The organism is Sphingomonas sp. BK481 (assembly GCF_014194875.1).
GTDB classification, from domain to species: domain Bacteria; phylum Pseudomonadota; class Alphaproteobacteria; order Sphingomonadales; family Sphingomonadaceae; genus Sphingomonas; species Sphingomonas aerolata.
In genome coordinates this window covers 1-17402 of record NZ_JACIAP010000022.1, presented here as the reverse complement: position 1 = coordinate 17402, position 17402 = coordinate 1, and the positions used below count along the sequence as shown (strand labels likewise).

The window sequence follows — 17402 nt, the reverse complement described above, 5'->3', positions numbered from 1 at the left end:
GGCATGTGCCAGCTGCTCTAGTATGTTAAGCAAGGTCATCGACGCGATCTTTTGAGCGCCTGCGATTTTACATCGGTTCGTCATCGACCGGCTGTTCTAGCGGTGGCAGCACCCAGCCGTCGGACTGGAGGAAGTTGAGAACGTCTTCGTATTTATCAGCACGCCGCACGCGGCGAACGTGTTGGCAGAAACGATTGCGCGCGTCAGGGGTCGGCCGATCAGCGGGTACCGCGTTCCGGAGCACACCGAGCAGAAGCGTATCCGTTTCCGCTGCATCCCAGTTCTGCCCGTTGTCAATGACGGCATCTAGAAGTTGGTCAAGCTGTTGGCTGTTAAGACGGCCGGCGAACGGCGTGATGAGAACGCTGAAGTTCACTTCTGATCCGCGCCAGCTACCAGAACCTTGATACTCATCAACTGCCCGAGGCCATAGGTCGGCGAGCGGCTGAGAGGCGATTGCGGCGGCCAGATTTTCCCGATTGAGGCCGGCGATCAGCGGCAGCAGCGCGACGCGGAATTGTGGGACGGTCACGCCTGCAAGGATGCGGTAGTCGGCGAGGGCCGCGGGGTCGGCGTTGTCGATGGTCGCTTGCAGGGCCGTCCGCGTTGGCTCCTGAAGCTCTGGCCAGAAATCCGGAAAAGCGGCGATGAACGCGATGGCGCGAGGGCGGTTCGCCGGCTCGAGGTTGTCCATCAGCCTGACGATCGCCATGGAGATATCTGGCCAGGCCTCAGCAGCGCGTTCGCGCACCGTGACCAGCGAGGGGATAATCTTGCGATGGAGCGGCTCCCATTGCGCGGGTACGCCCTTGAGAAGGGATTTTGCCAGCACCGTGCCGAAGTTGCGGACGTTCTGGGCGCGGACGCGCGCCAAGTAACGCTGGTCGACATAGTCCATAATACGTTCGTATTCCGTCGGAAAGCCCGGCGACTGCACGTCAACGTCGTAAAGGTCGAAGATCGCTTTGCCCTGTAAGGGCTCCTGAGAAAGCACGAGATCGACCGCATTGACGAGGTGAAGCCGCACTAGCTCTGGCGATGGCGCGAACAAATCCGCCTCGGCCGAGAAGGCCGGGTGCGCGCAAAGATGTCTGTCTTCGCGCAGGCGCTCCAGATGCGTTCGGGCGATGCGATTGACTACCTGGGTGTTGGCCGTTGCGTCTCCGAGGATGCCCCGTTCGAGCTGAAGCAGCTTGGGGATGTCGCCAGTGACGGTCGCGTTATCCCACGCTTGAAGGAAAGCCGTCGCGGCCGCATCGCCCATAGCGCTCAACTCGCGATACTTGGCTATCAGGTCGTAGACCAGGGCAACCCAGGCTGAGGTGAGTGCGCCACGCAACGCGCCGGCCTTGTAGGCCTTCACCGCATCAAGAAAATACACCTTCGACTGCGGATGCCGAATTTGAGTGAGGAGAATGTCGAGATCAACAAACCCAGTGTCCACGGTTTAAGCCCCTCAAATGATACGTCGTTCCGCGCCGAGCGGGATGATCCAACCGCCAGCGCGATCTGGCCGCGCGAATTCATCGGGGCTCACTTTTGCTGCCAGGCGACCGCGAATGGCATCCGCTTCCCCGTCGATTGCCGCACGGATTAGATCCCGGTCTACTCCGACGAAAACCGGGCGAAGGTTGAGCCGGGCCAGAGCCTCCTGATCAATAGTACTAGCGACCGCGTCGGTAATCGGGCCGGCCCGCGTGACAATCCCGCCCACCATGCCGCCGATATCCTGGCTCTTTTCCATTTGTCCTATCGTCGCACTGTCGAGGATGGTGCGTGCGCGAGCGGCCGCGTCCCGGAGTGGTCGCGGAAACGTTTGGCGTGTCAGAGCGCGTAGTGCCTGAGCGAGTTCTGTATGGCCGAGAGGTTCGATCATATTGGCGACATGCAGACGAAGCAGCCCGATGAACGGAGCGTCCTTGTTTTGCGGATCGATGGGATCGCCCTTGTCGATGGGATCGCGAACCGACAGGTGAGCATCAGCGGGACTGGAATTGGCCACGCCCCACCGGCTTGCGATCGCGATCCGCTTCACGGTGACTTTTTGGCCTTGGACGGTCACGTCAATGCGCCCGGCTTGCGTCCAGGCGCGCGCGAGTGCTTTCGCCGGTCCGCCCGGGTCGTGACAGCCCTTTGCTTCCGCGATCGTTAGTAAGCTGAGATCGGATTTGCATGCGATCCAGTCGGGGAGATCGCCTCGGGCAAGGCGCTTGATCCTGACCTGCTTGCGACGGTCGAGATCGATCATGTGGTTGCCGAGATGGGCGAAGATGGAGAGATCGAAATATCGCTCGAGATAGGCGCGGGCGACGAATCGTCCGAAAAGGCCCGACAACGCGACCTTCACTTCGCGCGCCTGGCCCAGCGGTTGTCTGAAAATGAAGGATGTGCCCGCTCCGGTCGGCGTGAGCAGGGCATCCAGAATCGACCATGCGCCATAGGCTGCGCCCGGCGTCTGAAGCACTTCGCGGATGCCGGCGTCTTCAATTTCAGAAACGTCCAGCGCGATGGTCGCGCCCGGGGACGGGTCAAGTGAAGGCGGCGTGAAGCTGTAGATGAAGGTTCGGGTCATAGCGCCAGCGCCCGCTTGAGATCATCGCGCTCGAAGGCGCTGGCCATCCGGGTGATTTCGCCGGAGCGGGCGCCGGCCGCCTTGGCGGTGGCACGCCACGTTGCGGTCACGGTCGCGACCTCTTTGATGATTGCGCGGGCCTGCTGCAGTGTGAGGCCGAAGAACTCCGAAGCCGCCTCAAGCAGGCCGAGTGAGCACGTGCCCTCATCGAGGTCGATGTTCGTCGTCAGCACCCGCGCCTTGAGGTCGATGGGCACAGGGTTGAGGTCGTAGGCGGGGGAAAGAGACCATCCCGCCGCGCCGAGCCAAAGGAAGCCATGGTTGCGCAGGTGATCGTCGACATTGGGAATCAGTACGTTGAAGGCGACGCGCCGATAGACAGCACGTAGTCCTCCTTGCCAGCGCGAATTTCGACGCGGCAGCGTTGAGCATCACCGTGCTTGCGGCGCTCTAGCGCCGTGAACTGCTTCTGCAGGTCATCAACATTGCAGGCCATAGATTGAAGCTGCGGTTAAAACCCATTTCGGTCAAGTCACTGGATGCGTCGAATGAAGTTCGACGTCAGCCATGGGTCAGTCTCAGCCTGTTGCACTCGGTGAGGTAGCCTCGTCGCGCCAGAAGTCGCAGCTAAAATTATTAAGGTAGCGGCTGTGCGCACTGGCGCGCGTCTCGAACAACCGAGGGATGGCGGCGCCGTTGCCGCCCTTCTGCAGATACTCGCGCACCGAATGGATGGCGAGCATACGGAGGTGCTCCCAATGGCGGTAGAGCTCGTCCTGTTGGGCCTCCGCCTGTTCCCTAGCGCTCGGCTTCCGCTTGGGCTGCGGCCGCGTGTAGTCTGGGCTGAGGTCAACCTGCTGGCTGAAGGTGATGCTGCCGAGTCGCCACCCGTCCGCTGCCGCATCGCGCCACTGGAAGCTGACCCGGACCTCGATGCGCTCCCGCAGGAGCGAGGGCGGCGTGATCAGATCGTCGATCCGGAAGCGTTCGAGTTCCTTATCCTCCTCGACCATGCGGGCCTGCATCTCGCCGACGGCCCGGACGAGGTCAGCTCCGGCGTCGTTCGCGCGCTGCCGCGTATCGCTCCGCTTCTGCGCCGACTTGGCTTTGATGTAGCTGTCTAGGTCCCGTTCGAACCGCCGCAGCCGGCCGGTAACGTGGGCGCCGCAGCTCGCGAGCCTGAGCTCGTGGAGCGCGCTCGATCGGCAGCTACAGACCGCCTCATCGATGAGCTTGCGCAGCCCATCCCGGTCGATCGAAGCGAGCGCGCTGCGCTCGTGCTCGTTCAGGTACAGGCTCACCGCCTTGCCTCCAGCTCCGTCATTACCCCATCCCGTTAATCCGCATCGTGAGCGCGGATACATAGTCGGGTATCTCATACTCAATCAGGTCGTCATTCCCGTCGAGCAGCTCGGCCAGCCGCGTTAAGTAGCCAAGGTCGGTCGATCGTCCACGTCCGCTTAGCAGCGCGTCGATGAGGTAGGCTCGGAGAGCCGACTGGTCGCCGTCGTCGGGGTGCAGTTCCTTGATCGGCCGGATCGCGACATCGTGGAGGGTCTGGACCACGCCCTCGTCTACCTTCCGCGACCCGACCGCCACCGAGAGCACGCGGCCGAGCGCCTGCGCCGCGGCGAAGGGGATGGTCGCGGGATTGTCCCTCCGGTCGGGAGCCCTGCGGTGGACTGCGCCCTCCGGCAAGTGCCGCAGCATCCCGACCCAGGCGGCCAGGTGGCTCACCAGCTCGTAGAGCAGGCGGGCGGCACGGGTCGGAAATTCGGCCGTCCGGTCGATGCCGGCGCCGCTAGAATCGTAGCCGTCTTCGAGCAGGTCGGCGAAGGAGGTGAAGTAGTAGAGCCACATGTGGTAGCCGACCCCCTGCTTGGCGGCGGCGCTGACCATGATGTCGAAAAAGAACATCCCCACATAGGTCGGGTCGCGCAGCTGGTCTCGCTCGAACCAGTCGGGCTGACCATTGAGCCACGCCCAATATTCAGGTCGTTCGTCGCCGCCGAGTAGGCGCTTCAGGTAGTCGCCGACCCCCTGCCATGCCGACAGTTCCTCGGCAACCTTGGCATCGGCAAACAGGAAGTGGAGGATGCGGTTGCGTTCTGAAAGGTGATAGCCGATCAGTCCTTCGGAACGGTCGTTGGTGGCAATCTCCTGGTAGAGCGCGTTCCCTGGCCGCCGCATCAGCTCGCCAAGAAAGCGCTCGAGGAACTCCGCGCCGCCGTAGATCGGCTCGCGTATCAGCCCGAGCGAAAAGTACGGCCGGCGCGACACGATGTAGTCGAACAGCTTGGGCGAGTTCATCAGCAGCTGGAGCAGGTCGCCCGCGGCGCTCTCGCCCCGGCGCCCCGCCGGCACGAAGCGCGCCATCCACCGCACCGGAGCCGCGGCCCACTCGGGCCAACCCTCGCCGCTGTACCGGCGCGTTCCCGGCCGGAGCAGGTAGCGCCGGAACGAGTGCTCAGGTGTCGGCCCGAACTCCTCCAGCCAGTCGCGCAGCCGCTGCCGGGCACAGCGCCGGCGGCTGGCGTGTGCCAGTAGTGCGATGTGCGGCTGGATCAGCTCCAGTGCGTCACCGTACCGCTCCTCGTCGATCAGCGTGGTCGCCACCTTGGCGAACGACGGCACGCTCGCCAAGGTGGGCTTGGAGACCGCATGCAAGGCTACCGCGCCGAATAGCCACGCGCAGGCGAGCAAGAAGGCGAACTTGCGTGCCGGGCCGGGCTCGGCGCCGCCCAAGACCAAGCCGCGGCAGACCTGGCTCAGCGCGAACGAGCACGGCGGCGGCGACCAATCCTGAAGCTCGAACCCGATGATCAGCCCGAACATCGGCACCGCGAGGACGAGCTGCGGCCGCCAGGTCAGAGATACGCGCTGCCGCTGCACCGGAGACAGGACCGCGTAGATCGCCGCGGCGAGCGCGAGTATCGTGAGGAATCCGTCGAGCGTCATGGCGCGACAGGAGCCTCGGCGGCCATGGCTAGGGCGCGCTTGTGGTGACGAGGCTTCACTGGGACCCCATACCGGGCGCGGGTCATTTGGACCAGCTCTGCAGCTCCAAGGCTAACACATTAGTTGAATCAACGTCCGCTTATTGGGAGCCGCTGAAGTCGCAGGAGCGTCTACTTCTGGGTCTCTCCGGCCGCCTGATCGGCCCGAAGATCGTGGCAGCAGGGCCTAGCTCGCCAAGGCAGCGGGGGGACAGAGTGTGGCCGCGCCGATTGCTGATGCGACACGAACTATGCAGCGTAGCGTCCGTCCTCAAGCTTACGAAGCATCCCCATGCCCGCCAGTGCGTCAAGAACCGGGATCATCGAAGCCGCTCGTTTCCCGACGAACGACCGGGCGACGTCCTGTGGCGCCATTGGCATGGCCGAACGTGTAATGACGCGTGCGACGGTCACAAACTGCTCAGGCAAGCCATTCGGCCATTCGATCCGCGTCCTTTTCAGCCTATCTGCCCTGTTGAACTGCAGAACCGATTGGGTCGGCTTCCGCCGATGCGACTTGGCCTGGTAATTGGGCCGGAGCCAGTTGATAGTTCCGCTGCGTTCTTCCTCAGCGCGCGCGTCGTTCAAGGCCACGAGCCTCGCCAGCATCTCGTCGGTGTCCGTATTGGCCGGCCAGCCATAGGCCTCGGCGACCGCCCGATCGATTTCTGCATGATAATGGCTAAGCAACGAGACCTCGCCCTTCTCGGCGATCAAGCGGACCTTTGGCTCCAGCACTTTCCCCTGTGCTTCTGCTTCACGCATGGCCACACGGGTCGTGTAGAGTGAGGTGAGGGTTAACTCAGGATGCTTGGCTTGAACCCGGCGCCGTAAGCGGTCGAGCTTGCGCGCGAAGGAACGAACTCTCTGCTGCCCCTCCGCGCCGCACGGCGGAAACGGAAAGGGGTCGAAGCACGTCTCGTTCTGATAGCGCGGATCATCACCAGAGCCCATCCGCCCACCTGCGCGGAGCGCCCAGACAGAGTGCGCGGTGCTCGAGAGGACGCCAAGGATATATGGGTCATCGGAAGCAACAGCGATGACCGAACCATCGACTAGCCGGCTCGCGCTGGGTATAAACTTGAAGAACCGCTCCGTCGCCGTCTCGCTGGTGACGATGTATCGGCGCAGGCTAGCAATGGCACTGCGGAGCCGAGGCCGGGGTTCAGCAAACTTCCACCAATTCAGACGATACTGCTCGCGATCATTCTCATCACGCTCGGGTTTGACATGATCAAACAGGTAACGGTGCACCGTCGAATATCGACTGTGTAGTTCCTCTTCTGCCTCGATGTCCGAGACATCGATCGCATAAGTGACGCTCTGTCGCTCGGTAACGTCAGTACCGGCGACCACCAGAGGCATGCGATGCGCTGGCACCCCGTCGGCAATGAACTGCTCCCTTTGAGTCACGCTGATTTTAAAGCCGTCTCCAGACATCTTCACGCCCATCCGGCAGATGCCGCCGTTCGCCTTGAGCGCGGTAGCTCCCGCAACGTTGGCGCCGGTGGTGAGGTCAATGTTTATTGGCGCCGCCTCTTCCGAGAACTCCAGAATAGTTTCGCCCTTGACCCGCTTCTCCGACGCAACACTGACGAGACGCCCCACTCCTTGGCCAACAAACGCCGTCGTCATAGCGATTCGGACCGAAGCCGTTGTCTCTTGATCGTGCCACGGATGATTCGGAATGGCGAAGCTCAAGTACAGAGAACCTCCGCTGTCAGCGTCGAGATATTGCCGAAGCACGGAACGGTTGCTCGATTGAGAGATGGTTTTGGTGGTGATGAGGCCAAAACCGCGAGCGGCTCCACTCGCCACGAGCTCGGCACTGCGCGCCCACCAGTAGGTAACGAAGTCAATTTCTCCTGAAAGCTCAGCATAGACGCGGCGTAACGTCTCGACGTACGATGAACCGAGCCGCTTACGCATGCGGCGGCAGCCGATGAACGGCGGATTGCCGATGATGAAATCGGCTTTCGGCCATGATCGCCGCCGCGGGTTGATGTATTGATAGACGGGCCGACGCCCGGAGTGATCCGGGATCGGTCGACCCGTCACGGGATTGAGCTTCATCGACGTGCCGTCCCAGACGGTCTTCTCCATGCCCTTCTCAAAAACTGGAACCTTCTCGTCCCAGTCCATCAGCGCATCTGCGGCGATGATGGTGCGGACGTCTCGCAAGACTGGGGGCTCTGGCATCCGGTCTTCGCCATTCACACGGAAATGCCATTGCAAATAGCCGATCCAGAGTACCAGCTGCGCGATTTGCGCCGCGCGGGGGTTGATCTCGAGACCGTGAAAATTGGCGGGGGTGATCGTATGGCTACCAAGTTCCGATAAATAGCGCTCGTCATCTAGCGCCTCGAGCAGCTCAAGCACTTCGCCCTCGAGTTCCTTTAATCGCGCTAGCGCGACGTACAGGAAATTGCCGGTACCACAGGCCGGGTCGAGGATCGTGATGGCGGCTAGCTTCGAGTGGAACCGTTCCACCTCGAGGCGAGCATTCTCTTTGTCGCCAGCTTCTGCCGCGAGCGTGGCTGCTGTGCGCGTGCCCTCCCAGTCCGCGCGCAGTGGCTCCATCACAGTGGGACCCACTAATCGCTCGACATAAGCACGTGGTGTGAAGTGCGCGCCAAGCTTCGCCCTCTCCTTCGGGTTCAAGGCACGTTCAAGCAACGTACCGAAGATGGCGGGCTCGACTTGGCGCCAATCGGACGACGCGGCATCAATGAGAACATCTATCTCGTCTTGGCGGAGAGCCAGCGCAGTGTCGTCCTTAAAAAGATATCCATTGAACTGCCGTACGATCTCCCCGGTTTCGCCCAGACCAAAGGCGAGACCGCCGTTGTTCATCGCCTGCCACAACTGACTAAGTTGGGGAGCAAGAAGCTCAGGCCGGTCTCGAAGCTTCTTCAGCAACGCGCTGAAGCTCGACTTCGGGATCAGCCCGGTGTCCTCGGCAAACATCGTGAAAAGAAGGCGCATCAGAAAGGCAGCCACGCGATCCGCATCCTGCTCGCGCGCTTCAATGCCTCTCGCGAGAACCGCTAAGTGATCGGCAATCTTGCGGGTGACGCGCGCCGCCTCTGCTGACGGGTCGAGCGACATCGGTTTAGTCCAGATCGCCGCAAGACGTTCCCGGACCTTCTCGTCGCGGAGATCATCAAGCGTGATTCGGTAGCGGCGCCGATCCGGAAACGGTGCGTAGCCCTTACCATTGCGCTGAAAGTCCGCGTATACGTCGATGCAGTAACCGACATCGCTGACGAGCAGGAAAGGCGGCCATCCGTGTGAGCGCGGGACGTTCTTTGCATAGCCTTCCGCCTGGCTTGCTGCCCGTTGCATGGACCCCGTCCAAGCCGCCGTGCCCCGCCGAGCCATGCCGCGCTTGTAGCGGTCTTCGGCTGTCTGGCCGAAAAAGTCGCGAAGATCGGTACCTCGTCCTGCGTCCACCGCCGCCTGATCAGCGTTGCTTCCTTGCTTCGCCTCAAGAATGAACTTGCCCTTCTTGTAGCAGTCGACCCACCCGTTTGATGTCATGCCATCGATCTCCGTCTTGATGACATGCCGCTCGAAGACATAGTCGTTTTGACTCGTGTCGCTGAGCGTCGGCCGGGGCGCGTCGACGCCGAGCAATTGGCAAAGGTCGCTAACAAACAGCTGCGTGTTCGCTCGCTCGTTTCCGCCCGCCGGCTTCCACTTGGAGATAAAATCTTCGACGTCCACTGGCCTACCCTTTTCCTCGAGCATGTGTGAAACGCCGGTGCCCGATGAGCAAGCGCTTCCGAACGTAGCGGCGACCTTCGTGACCGGATGCCAGGATAGGTCACTGCCAAAAGTTGCCCGATGGGGTCGTTTTTCAGAAGGCACCTGGCAGACCGTCGGAGAGGATAGGATTTGAACGAACGCTGACTCTCGAAACGTGGTTAGATGCAGCCAGATGGCTGAAGGTGGGTCTGGTCAGCCGCCGACATACAGAGCGAGCGCCATCAAGAAGCGAACGTTTCGCGGCATGGCCCCATGCTGATCCGTGTTCCCACTTCGTTCTGAATCGAGTATGGCGAAGTCATGATCGCCGTGACCCGCAAGATCATCCACGTCGACATGGATGCCTTCTTCGCATCCGTGGAGCAGCGCGACGACCCGACGCTTCGTGGTCGTCCAGTTGCTGTCGGTCACGCGGCCGCCCGTGGCGTCGTCGCAGCCGCGAGCTATGAAGCGCGGAAGTTCGGCGTACGATCGGCACTACCATCGGTGACGGCGCTACGACGCTGCCCAGACCTGACGTTCGTGCCGCCAAGGTTCGAGGTCTACCGCGACGTTTCCCGCCAGATCCACGAGGTCTTTGCGCGCTACACCGACCTGATCCAGCCGCTCTCGCTCGATGAGGCCTATCTCGATGTGACTGCAAACAAGTGTGGCATCGAGACGGCTTGGCTGACGGCTAAGGACATCAGGGCTGCGATCCTGCAGAGACCGGGCTCACGGCATCGGCCGGCATTTCCTACAACAAGTTCCTCGCCAAGCTCGCGTCCGACCACCGCAAGCCCAACGGCCAGTTCGCTGTGACCCCCGACATGGGCGCGTCATGGGTCGAGACGCTCTCGGTCAGCCGCTTCCACGGCGTGGGGCCGGTGACAGCGGAGAAGATGAAGCGGCTCGGCATCGAGTCCGGCGCGGACCTGCGGTCCAAATCACTCGAGTTCCTGCAACGACACTTCGGCAGTTCGGCCGAATGGTATTACGCGATCGCCCGCGGCGAGGATCACAGGCCGGTCAATCCCAACCGCGTCCGCAAGTCGTCGGGGTCGGAGACGACCTTCGATCGCGATCTGACCGAGCCGGGCGAGATCGAGGCGGGGGTACTGCGGATGGCTGACGACGTGTGGCGTTGGTGCGAAACCAGGCAGGCGTTCGGCCGGACCGTGACCGTGAAGGTAAAATATGGTGACTTTCAGCAGATCACGCGCAGCCGCAGCCAGCCCGCAGCGGTAGCCACGAAGGATGGGCTGCATTGCGCGGCACTGGAGCTGATCCGATTGGTGCTGCCGACTGAAAAGGGCATCCGGCTGGTCGGCGTGACCGTGTCGAACTTTGTAGCGCCACAGGCGGTTATGCCAAGCGGGTTGCCGATCTTCGCAGAGGTGGCGGCGTGACGCTGGACCTGTTCGACGTACCCATGCTGCCGGGGCTCAGCATCCGGGCGGACCTCATCGACGCAGCCGAGGAGCGGATGCTGATCGATCGCATCGACGCGACCGATCTCACGCCGTTTCGCTTTCAGAGCTGGACCGGCAAGCGTCTGACGACCTCATTCGGCTGGAGCTACGACTTCGAGGTGGGCCGACCGACGGAGGCGCCGTCTATTCCCGATTGGCTACGCCCGTTCCGCGGCCGGGCAGCCGCATTCGCGGATCTAAATTCGGAGGACCTGATCCAGGCGCTGCTGATCCGTTACGATCCGGGGGCGGGCATCGGTTGGCACCGCGATCGGCCGATCTACGGTCACGTCCTCGGCATCTCACTTGGCGAGCCGGCCACAATGCGTTTCCGCCGGCGGCGACCCGGCGGGTTCGACAGAGCATCGGTGCCGCTTGCCCCTCGCGCGGCCTACCACATGAGCGGACCCGCCCGGCACGAATGGGAGCATAGCATCGTCGAGATGGAACGGCCGCGATGGTCGATCACGTTCCGCAGCCTTGCAGGTCGGACATGATGGATTCCCTGACCATTCAGAAACCGGCACCGCTCACGGCGGACACGGCTGCACCCGACTTCGTCGTCGTCGACGTGGAGACCGCCTGCTCGCGCGTCAGCAGCATCTGCCAGATCGGCATCGTCGGCTTCAAGGACGGGGTCGAGATGTTCGAGTACGAGACGCTGGTCGATCCGCCCGACCGCTTCTCGTCGTTCAACACCCGCATCCACGGGATCACCGGTGACCACGTCCTCGGCGCGCCGACGTTCGGCGATATTCATGCCGCTATCGACGGGCACCTGACAGGCCGCGTCACCGTCGCGCACTCCTTCTTTGACAAAGGTGCGCTCGGCGCGGCGTGCGCGGTCCACGAGCGAAGGGTCATCGAGACGACGTGGCTCGACAGCGTCCGTGTGGCAAAGCGCGCCTGGCCCGAGCTCTCCAGTCACAGGCTGAACGTTGTGACGAAGTTCCTCGGCGTGCGACACAAGCATCATGACGCGCTTAGCGATGCGCGTGCTGCCGGCATGGTGATCGTCCGTGCCATCGAACACACCGGCATCGGGCTCGCCGGGTGGCTGTCGCCGGCCAGCGGGCGCCGCGGTCCGGCACCCAAAGCGGCGGAGACGGGTCCGCTGAAGGGTGAGCGCGTAGCGATCCTCGGTGCAGCGCGCGACGGTGCGCTTGCGCGCTGCCTCGCGGCAGCCGGCGCGCGCATCATGGCATCGGTCGGCACGACCACGACCAAGCTCGTCATCAGTGACGAGCAGCCCTTTGGTCGCTTTGTCACCGCGCACGCGGACCATCGCCGTGCCGAAGAGCTTCGGCAGGGCGGAGTACCGATCGAGATCGTCACTGAGGGGGAACTCCGTCGCCAGCTCAAGCTACCCCTGGGGTGACCAGATTCCGACTTCAAGTCGCGCAGTATGGCGTCCGGCTCTGGAACTGGTGGGAGGGCCGCTGAATGAAGGCTCCTAGGTCGGTCCCACAAGCTTTCCTCCCAACGGCACGACGTGGTAAGCCCTGATCAATGGCCGGAAACCTCACCTTCATCCACGCGGCGGACATACATCTCGACAGCCCGTTGCACGGCCTATCGCGGAGTGACGAGGCATTCTCGCGACTAGTGCGCGGCGCGACGCGCAAAGCATTTTCCAACGTCGTGGATCTGGCAATCGAGGAAGGTGCTGCCTTTGTCGTGATCGCCGGCGACCTCTACGACGGGGCTTGGAAGGATCAATCGACCGGCCAGTTCGCTATCGCGCAATTGGCGCGCCTTACGAAGGCGGGCATCCGCTCCGTGATCGCCTTCGGCAATCACGACGCTGAGAGCCGCGTCACCCGCCACCTGACCGCTCCGGAAGGGGTCTACAAGCTCAAGAGCGCGAAGTGCGAGAGCGTGCGGTTCGACGATCTCGGGGTCGTCGTTCACGGCCGCAGCTACAAGGAAGCGGCAACGACCGAGAACATCGCATCGACCTACTGCCCGCCGGTGCCCGGCATGCTCAACGTCGCGCTGCTCCACACCGCGCTCGACGGCCATGAGGGGCATGCCAACTACGCGCCATGCAGTCTGGGCGAGCTACAGGCGGCCGGCCACGATTACTGGGCGCTGGGCCATGTTCACGATCACGTGGTCCGGTCCGATCACCCGCACGTCGTTTTCGCCGGCAATACACAAGGGCGCCACATCCGGGAGACCGGCGCCAAAGGCGCTGTGGTCGTCCGTGTCGAGGAAGGCGCTATCTTGCACGTTGAGCATCGTGCAACTGACGAAGTTCGCTGGGCACACGCCCGGGTCGACGCGATCGGCGCGGCAGATCCTATGGAGGCGCTCGCTGCCATCCAGGCGCAGCTGCGTCCTGCCGTTCTAGGCGCCGACGGTCGCCCGCTGGCCGCGCGGGTCTCGATCACGGTCGACGGTCCGCTCGCGCAGCGCCTCCGTGCTGATCCCGCATGGTTCGAGGCGGAGGTCCGCGGCCATGCCGTCGGTGTATCCGACGCGCTCTGGATCGAGCGGGTGAAGATCATCGCCAACGACGCAGCGCTGCCTACCGGCCTGCCGCCCGAGTTGCTGGACATGCTGACCCAGGCGCTCGACGATCCGGACTGCCTCCGCGCGATCGAGAACGCCATCGCGCCGCTCACGGCAAAGCTGCCGGCGGATATCGGCGATCCGGATACCGCACCGCTGCTAGCATCCGCGCGGGGCCGAGACAGTGCGGCACTGGTCCGCGCTGCCAAGGCACTCGTCGAAGCCCGGCTCGGCGAGAGCGCGCACTGATGCGGTTCCGCCGGCTGGAGCTCGTTCGCTACGGCGGCTTTGCCGACCGGGTGTTCGACTTCGGCACTGGCGGTCCCGACCTGCATCTCGTCGTCGGCCCGAACGAAGCAGGCAAGTCGACGGCGTTGCAGGCGATCGGCGACTTCCTGTTCGGCATCCCCGGGCAGAGCCGACAGAACTGGCGCTACGACTATAAGCAGCTTCGCCTGCGGGCACTGATAGAGCACGACGGTGACCTGCTCGACGTAACCCGGCGCAAAGGCAACCTCGATACGCTGCTGGCCGCGGACGGCACGCCATTCAAGATCGACCCACTGCCACCGCTGCTCGGCGGCATCGATCGTGCCGGGTTCGAGCGGATGTTCGGGCTGGACCACACCAAGCTGCGCGAGGGCGGTGCCAGCATCATCGGCGGTCGTGACGATGCGGCGCGGATCACGCTCGAGGCGGGAACGGGCGTCTCGCATATTGGCAGCGAGCTTGCCCGGCTGACCGACGCAGCATCGGCCCTGTTCAAGCCGGGCGGGCAGAATCCGCCGGTGAACCGACTGATGCGCGAGCGGTCCGAGGCGCTCGCCAAAGTGCGGCAGACGTCGATCAGCGATGCCGACTGGACGCAGGCCCGACAGCGCCGCGCCGACGCCGAGGCGCGCCGCACCGCACTCATCGACGAAGCCGAGGCGCTCGACCGCGAGCAGGCGCGCCTGGATCGGGTGGGGAGGGCGCGTGCGCCCTTTGCGCGCCTGAGCGCTGCACGCGCCGAACTGGTCGGGCTGGAAGAGCTGCCCACGCTGCCGCAGGACGTCGGGGCGCAGCTGGCCACCCTCCGCGCCGACCGCGTCACGGCCGTCGAACTTGCGGCTCAGGCGAAGGCGGATCTGGCGCGCGTCGAAGAGGCGATCGCAGGCGTGGAACGGCCCGGCATCATCCTGTCCGAACAGGAACGGATCGAGGCGCTGGAAGAGCAACGGCCGGTCATTGCCAAGGCTGCGGGAGATCTGGAGCGTCGTCGCGCCGAGCTGGACCGTATCGACGCAAAGCTGGCTGCCGCGCTTGCCGAAGCGCGGATCGCACCGGGACAGCCTATCCCCTCGGCCGGGTGGCGCAGGCGTGCGGCTACGCATCTCGATGCCGTTCGAGAGTTGAAGGCCCGTGAGGCAGCGGTCGAGAAAGAGCGGGTCAAGCTCGTCCGGGACCGGGCCGCGATTGAGCGTGATCTTGCGACGGTGAGCGGGACGGTCGATCCTGCCGACCTGATCGCAGCGCTCCAGCTCTTGCCGGCCGACGCGGAAACGCGGTTGGCAGAGGCGATGATGGAAGCCGAGCGGAAGCGGACGCTTGCCGCGGAACGCCTGTCTGATCTTGCCCCGTGGCAGGGGTCGGCAGCCAGTCTGCGCACGCTTGCCGTGCCAACCGAGGCGGAAGCTGCCGCAGTGCGCGGTAGTGCGGAGGCGGCAAAGAGTAACGCAGCCGGTGGGCGCAAGGATGCGGAGGCAGCCGAGACTAGCGCGATACGGGCCGGGGCAAGGCTGAAGGGCCTGATCGCAGGCGGGACGCTTCCCACACCTGACGTGATCGCGGCCGCACGGCAGCAGCGCGACGCACTCGTCAGCCGGGTTCGCGAGCGGCTGGTGGTGCCGCATCTCAGCGACGACGATGGGATTGGCGGCGCGCTCGGTCAATCCATTACAGAGGCCGATCAACTGGCCGACCGGCGCGATGCTGAAGCTGCCCGCGTCGCCGAGTATGTCCTGACGACCGTCGCCCTCGATGAAGCGAAAGCCCTGGCGGCTGCGGCACACCGGCGAGAGGAACGATATCAGGCGGCACTGGATCTGGTCGAACAAGGCTGGACCGATCGACTGCAGATGCTTGGGTTTGAGCGCGCTATCGCACCGGCGGACCTGTCCGGATGGCTCACGAAGCGGGTCGCAGCGCTCGAAGCTGACCGCGACGCGGGGTCCGCGGAGCTGGCCCTCAAGGAGATGACGAGCCGGTTTGTGGAAGCGCGAGCCGCGATCGCGACTGCCCTTTCAGCGGCGAAGGGACCGGTTGCAACAGCCGAGAATGCGAACCTGGTGTCACTCGCGAGCGGCCATGCCGCTGCGCTGACGACCGCCGCAGCCAGTCGCGATCGACTGCTGGCGCACTCGGCCACGGTCGAACTTGCATCGGATGAGCTTGCAGTGGAGGTTGCCGACCTGGCGCGCGCACGGGTCGCGCTTGATCAGGAACGGGCAGGACTGGCCAGCGAGGCGGCTCTTCCTGCCGATGCCAGTGAGACCGTGCTTGCCGACGCTCTCGACGCCATCGCCCATGTCGGCGAGGAGACCGGGGCACGAGAAACGATCGCACGGCAGATCGAAGGTATCGAGCGGGACCGGTCGGCGTTCAATACCGAACTCGGAGCCGTGCTGGCTGAGCTGCAGGTTACCGGATCAGCCGACAAGGTCGACCACGTGCGCCAGCTTGCGGCTTCGTTGCGCGCATCGATCCGCGCGCGCGACGCGCTGGCGAGCCTTGAAGCTGATCGCGCGCGCATAGCCGGCGAGCTTGACCAAGCGGTGCGTCGGCTCGACCGCATTGCCGACGCGATAGACGCGATGCTGCACGCAGCCGGTACGACGGACGAAGCCGACCTGGACGGGATCATCGCCAGCGTTTCGCGGCGAGACCTTCTTCGAGCGACGGAACGCGGAGCGCTCGACGAACTCGCAGGTGGCGACAATGGTGCCGGACTTGATACGCTGGCGACCGAGATCGCGGACTTGTCTGTCGAGGACGCGTCAAGCGCGCGTGCCCGGATTGACGATCGCCGTCGCGAAGTCGCTGCTGATCGAGAAATTGTCGGTCGAACGCTGAACGCGGCGGACGAAGAGGCCGGCCGTGCGGCTAGCGAGAGCACCGCGGCCGACGCACAGCAGACTGCCTTCGAGACGACTGCAGCGCTGGCACAGGCAGCCGAGGAGCACATCCAGGCAGCGAGCGCGGCCGCGCTGCTCCGCTGGATGCTTGACCGGCATCGCACGACAAACCAGGCGCCGCTGATCGCGAGGGCGGGCGTGCTGTTCGCGGAGGTGACGGGCGGTGCCTTTACCGGCCTCACGGTCGGCTATGGCGATAACGACCGTCCGATCATCCTCGCGCGGCGGTCCGACGGCGGCGAGGTCGGCGTCGAGGCACTCAGCGAGGGAACGCGCGACCAGCTATACCTTGCCCTCCGGCTCGGCTCGATCGAAGGACGCGCTGGCGCGGGATCCTTGCCGATTGTCTGCGACGATCTGCTGATCACCGCCGATGATGGTCGCGCAGGCGCGCTTCTACGGGTACTCGCGGCAGCATCTGCGCATAGCCAAGTGATCGTGTTCAGCCATCACGCTCATCTCATCGACGTCGCGCGTAACGCGGTGGGATCTGATGGATTCAGGCTGCACACGATCGAACCGATCGGCGCGCTCGCTGCGTAGCGTCTCCATTCGAAAAGTTGGAAGTACGGTTACCAGGCAGGCCAGTGTCGCTGCCCGCCGCCACTCGGCATTCGCTTGCTCCGCGGCATTCACACCCGAAAGCACGAACCGCCGTGCCTTTAGTCCAAAACCCTGAAAGCCGGCAAAGCATCACTTTGGCAAACGATCAAGCCAGCCCCGGACTTGGTTCAGCGTCCGCCGCTGTGGATCGGCGTGGAAAAAGGGCTCTGACGCACATTTGATGATCTCAGAGCCATGCGGGGCCGACCAATCGCGCTTCGAGTAGGTCCGATCGTGTCCCACCGCGTGGTGTAGCTTCAGCGGCGTAGCCGCTTTGATCTCCGGACATGGCCGGGTCGATCACGCCGCCATGGACGACAACGTG

The 17402-nt window shown here is 63.9% G+C and carries 11 protein-coding genes and 1 pseudogene; 5 read left to right on the top strand and 7 right to left on the bottom strand.

Annotated features, from left to right (window positions below; translation table 11 throughout):
• Positions 1–67: 67 nt before the first annotated feature.
• The 7 genes from FHY04_RS21245 to FHY04_RS21220 form a co-directional block, all read right to left on the bottom strand.
• Entirely contained in the window at positions 68–1444 is a 1377-nt protein-coding gene (locus FHY04_RS21245) for a hypothetical protein (RefSeq protein ID WP_133192312.1), read from the bottom strand.
• A 12-nt stretch (positions 1445–1456) separates the two neighbouring features.
• Complete coding sequence (locus tag FHY04_RS21240) at positions 1457–2572, bottom strand: hypothetical protein (protein ID WP_133192311.1); 1116 nt, start codon at positions 2570–2572, stop codon at positions 1457–1459.
• Positions 2569–2922: a HipA domain-containing protein gene (locus tag FHY04_RS21235; RefSeq protein ID WP_311725911.1), complete on the bottom strand. Its 354-nt coding sequence runs from the start codon at positions 2920–2922 to the stop codon at positions 2569–2571. The genes FHY04_RS21240 and FHY04_RS21235 overlap by 4 nt, the downstream gene beginning before the upstream one ends.
• A complete protein-coding gene (locus FHY04_RS22350; protein WP_221211926.1) occupies positions 2922–3068 on the bottom strand; it encodes a hypothetical protein in 147 nt (48 codons plus the stop codon). Before FHY04_RS22350 ends, FHY04_RS21235 begins: the two co-directional genes overlap by 1 nt.
• A gap of 82 nt (positions 3069–3150) precedes the next feature.
• Positions 3151–3873, bottom strand: coding sequence for a hypothetical protein (locus FHY04_RS21230; RefSeq protein ID WP_133192310.1), 723 nt, complete (start codon positions 3871–3873; stop codon positions 3151–3153).
• A 22-nt stretch (positions 3874–3895) separates the two neighbouring features.
• Positions 3896–5530, bottom strand: a complete 1635-nt coding sequence (locus tag FHY04_RS21225) for a hypothetical protein (RefSeq protein ID WP_183937795.1) — start codon at positions 5528–5530, stop codon at positions 3896–3898.
• A 287-nt stretch (positions 5531–5817) separates the two neighbouring features.
• Positions 5818–9294, bottom strand: coding sequence for a DNA methyltransferase (locus tag FHY04_RS21220; protein WP_133192308.1), 3477 nt, complete (start codon positions 9292–9294; stop codon positions 5818–5820).
• A gap of 342 nt (positions 9295–9636) precedes the next feature.
• Here FHY04_RS21220 and dinB point away from each other — a divergent pair.
• From dinB to FHY04_RS21195, 5 genes and pseudogenes are all read left to right on the top strand, one after another.
• Positions 9637–10724 (top strand): annotated as a pseudogene (dinB, locus tag FHY04_RS21215) (DNA polymerase IV).
• Positions 10721–11284 (top strand): alpha-ketoglutarate-dependent dioxygenase AlkB, encoded by a 564-nt coding sequence (locus FHY04_RS21210; RefSeq protein ID WP_240699132.1) that lies wholly within the window; start codon positions 10721–10723, stop codon positions 11282–11284. Before dinB ends, FHY04_RS21210 begins: the two are co-directional and overlap by 4 nt.
• Positions 11281–12165 (top strand): 3'-5' exonuclease, encoded by an 885-nt coding sequence (locus FHY04_RS21205; RefSeq protein ID WP_240699131.1) that lies wholly within the window; start codon positions 11281–11283, stop codon positions 12163–12165. The genes FHY04_RS21210 and FHY04_RS21205 overlap by 4 nt, the downstream gene beginning before the upstream one ends.
• Positions 12166–12296: 131 nt before the next feature.
• On the top strand, positions 12297–13550 hold the full coding sequence (locus tag FHY04_RS21200) for a DNA repair exonuclease (RefSeq protein ID WP_133192307.1): 1254 nt from the start codon (positions 12297–12299) through the stop codon (positions 13548–13550).
• Positions 13550–17017, top strand: a complete 3468-nt coding sequence (locus FHY04_RS21195; RefSeq protein WP_133192306.1) for a YhaN family protein — start codon at positions 13550–13552, stop codon at positions 17015–17017. The genes FHY04_RS21200 and FHY04_RS21195 overlap by 1 nt, the downstream gene beginning before the upstream one ends.
• Positions 17018–17402 lie beyond the last annotated feature (385 nt).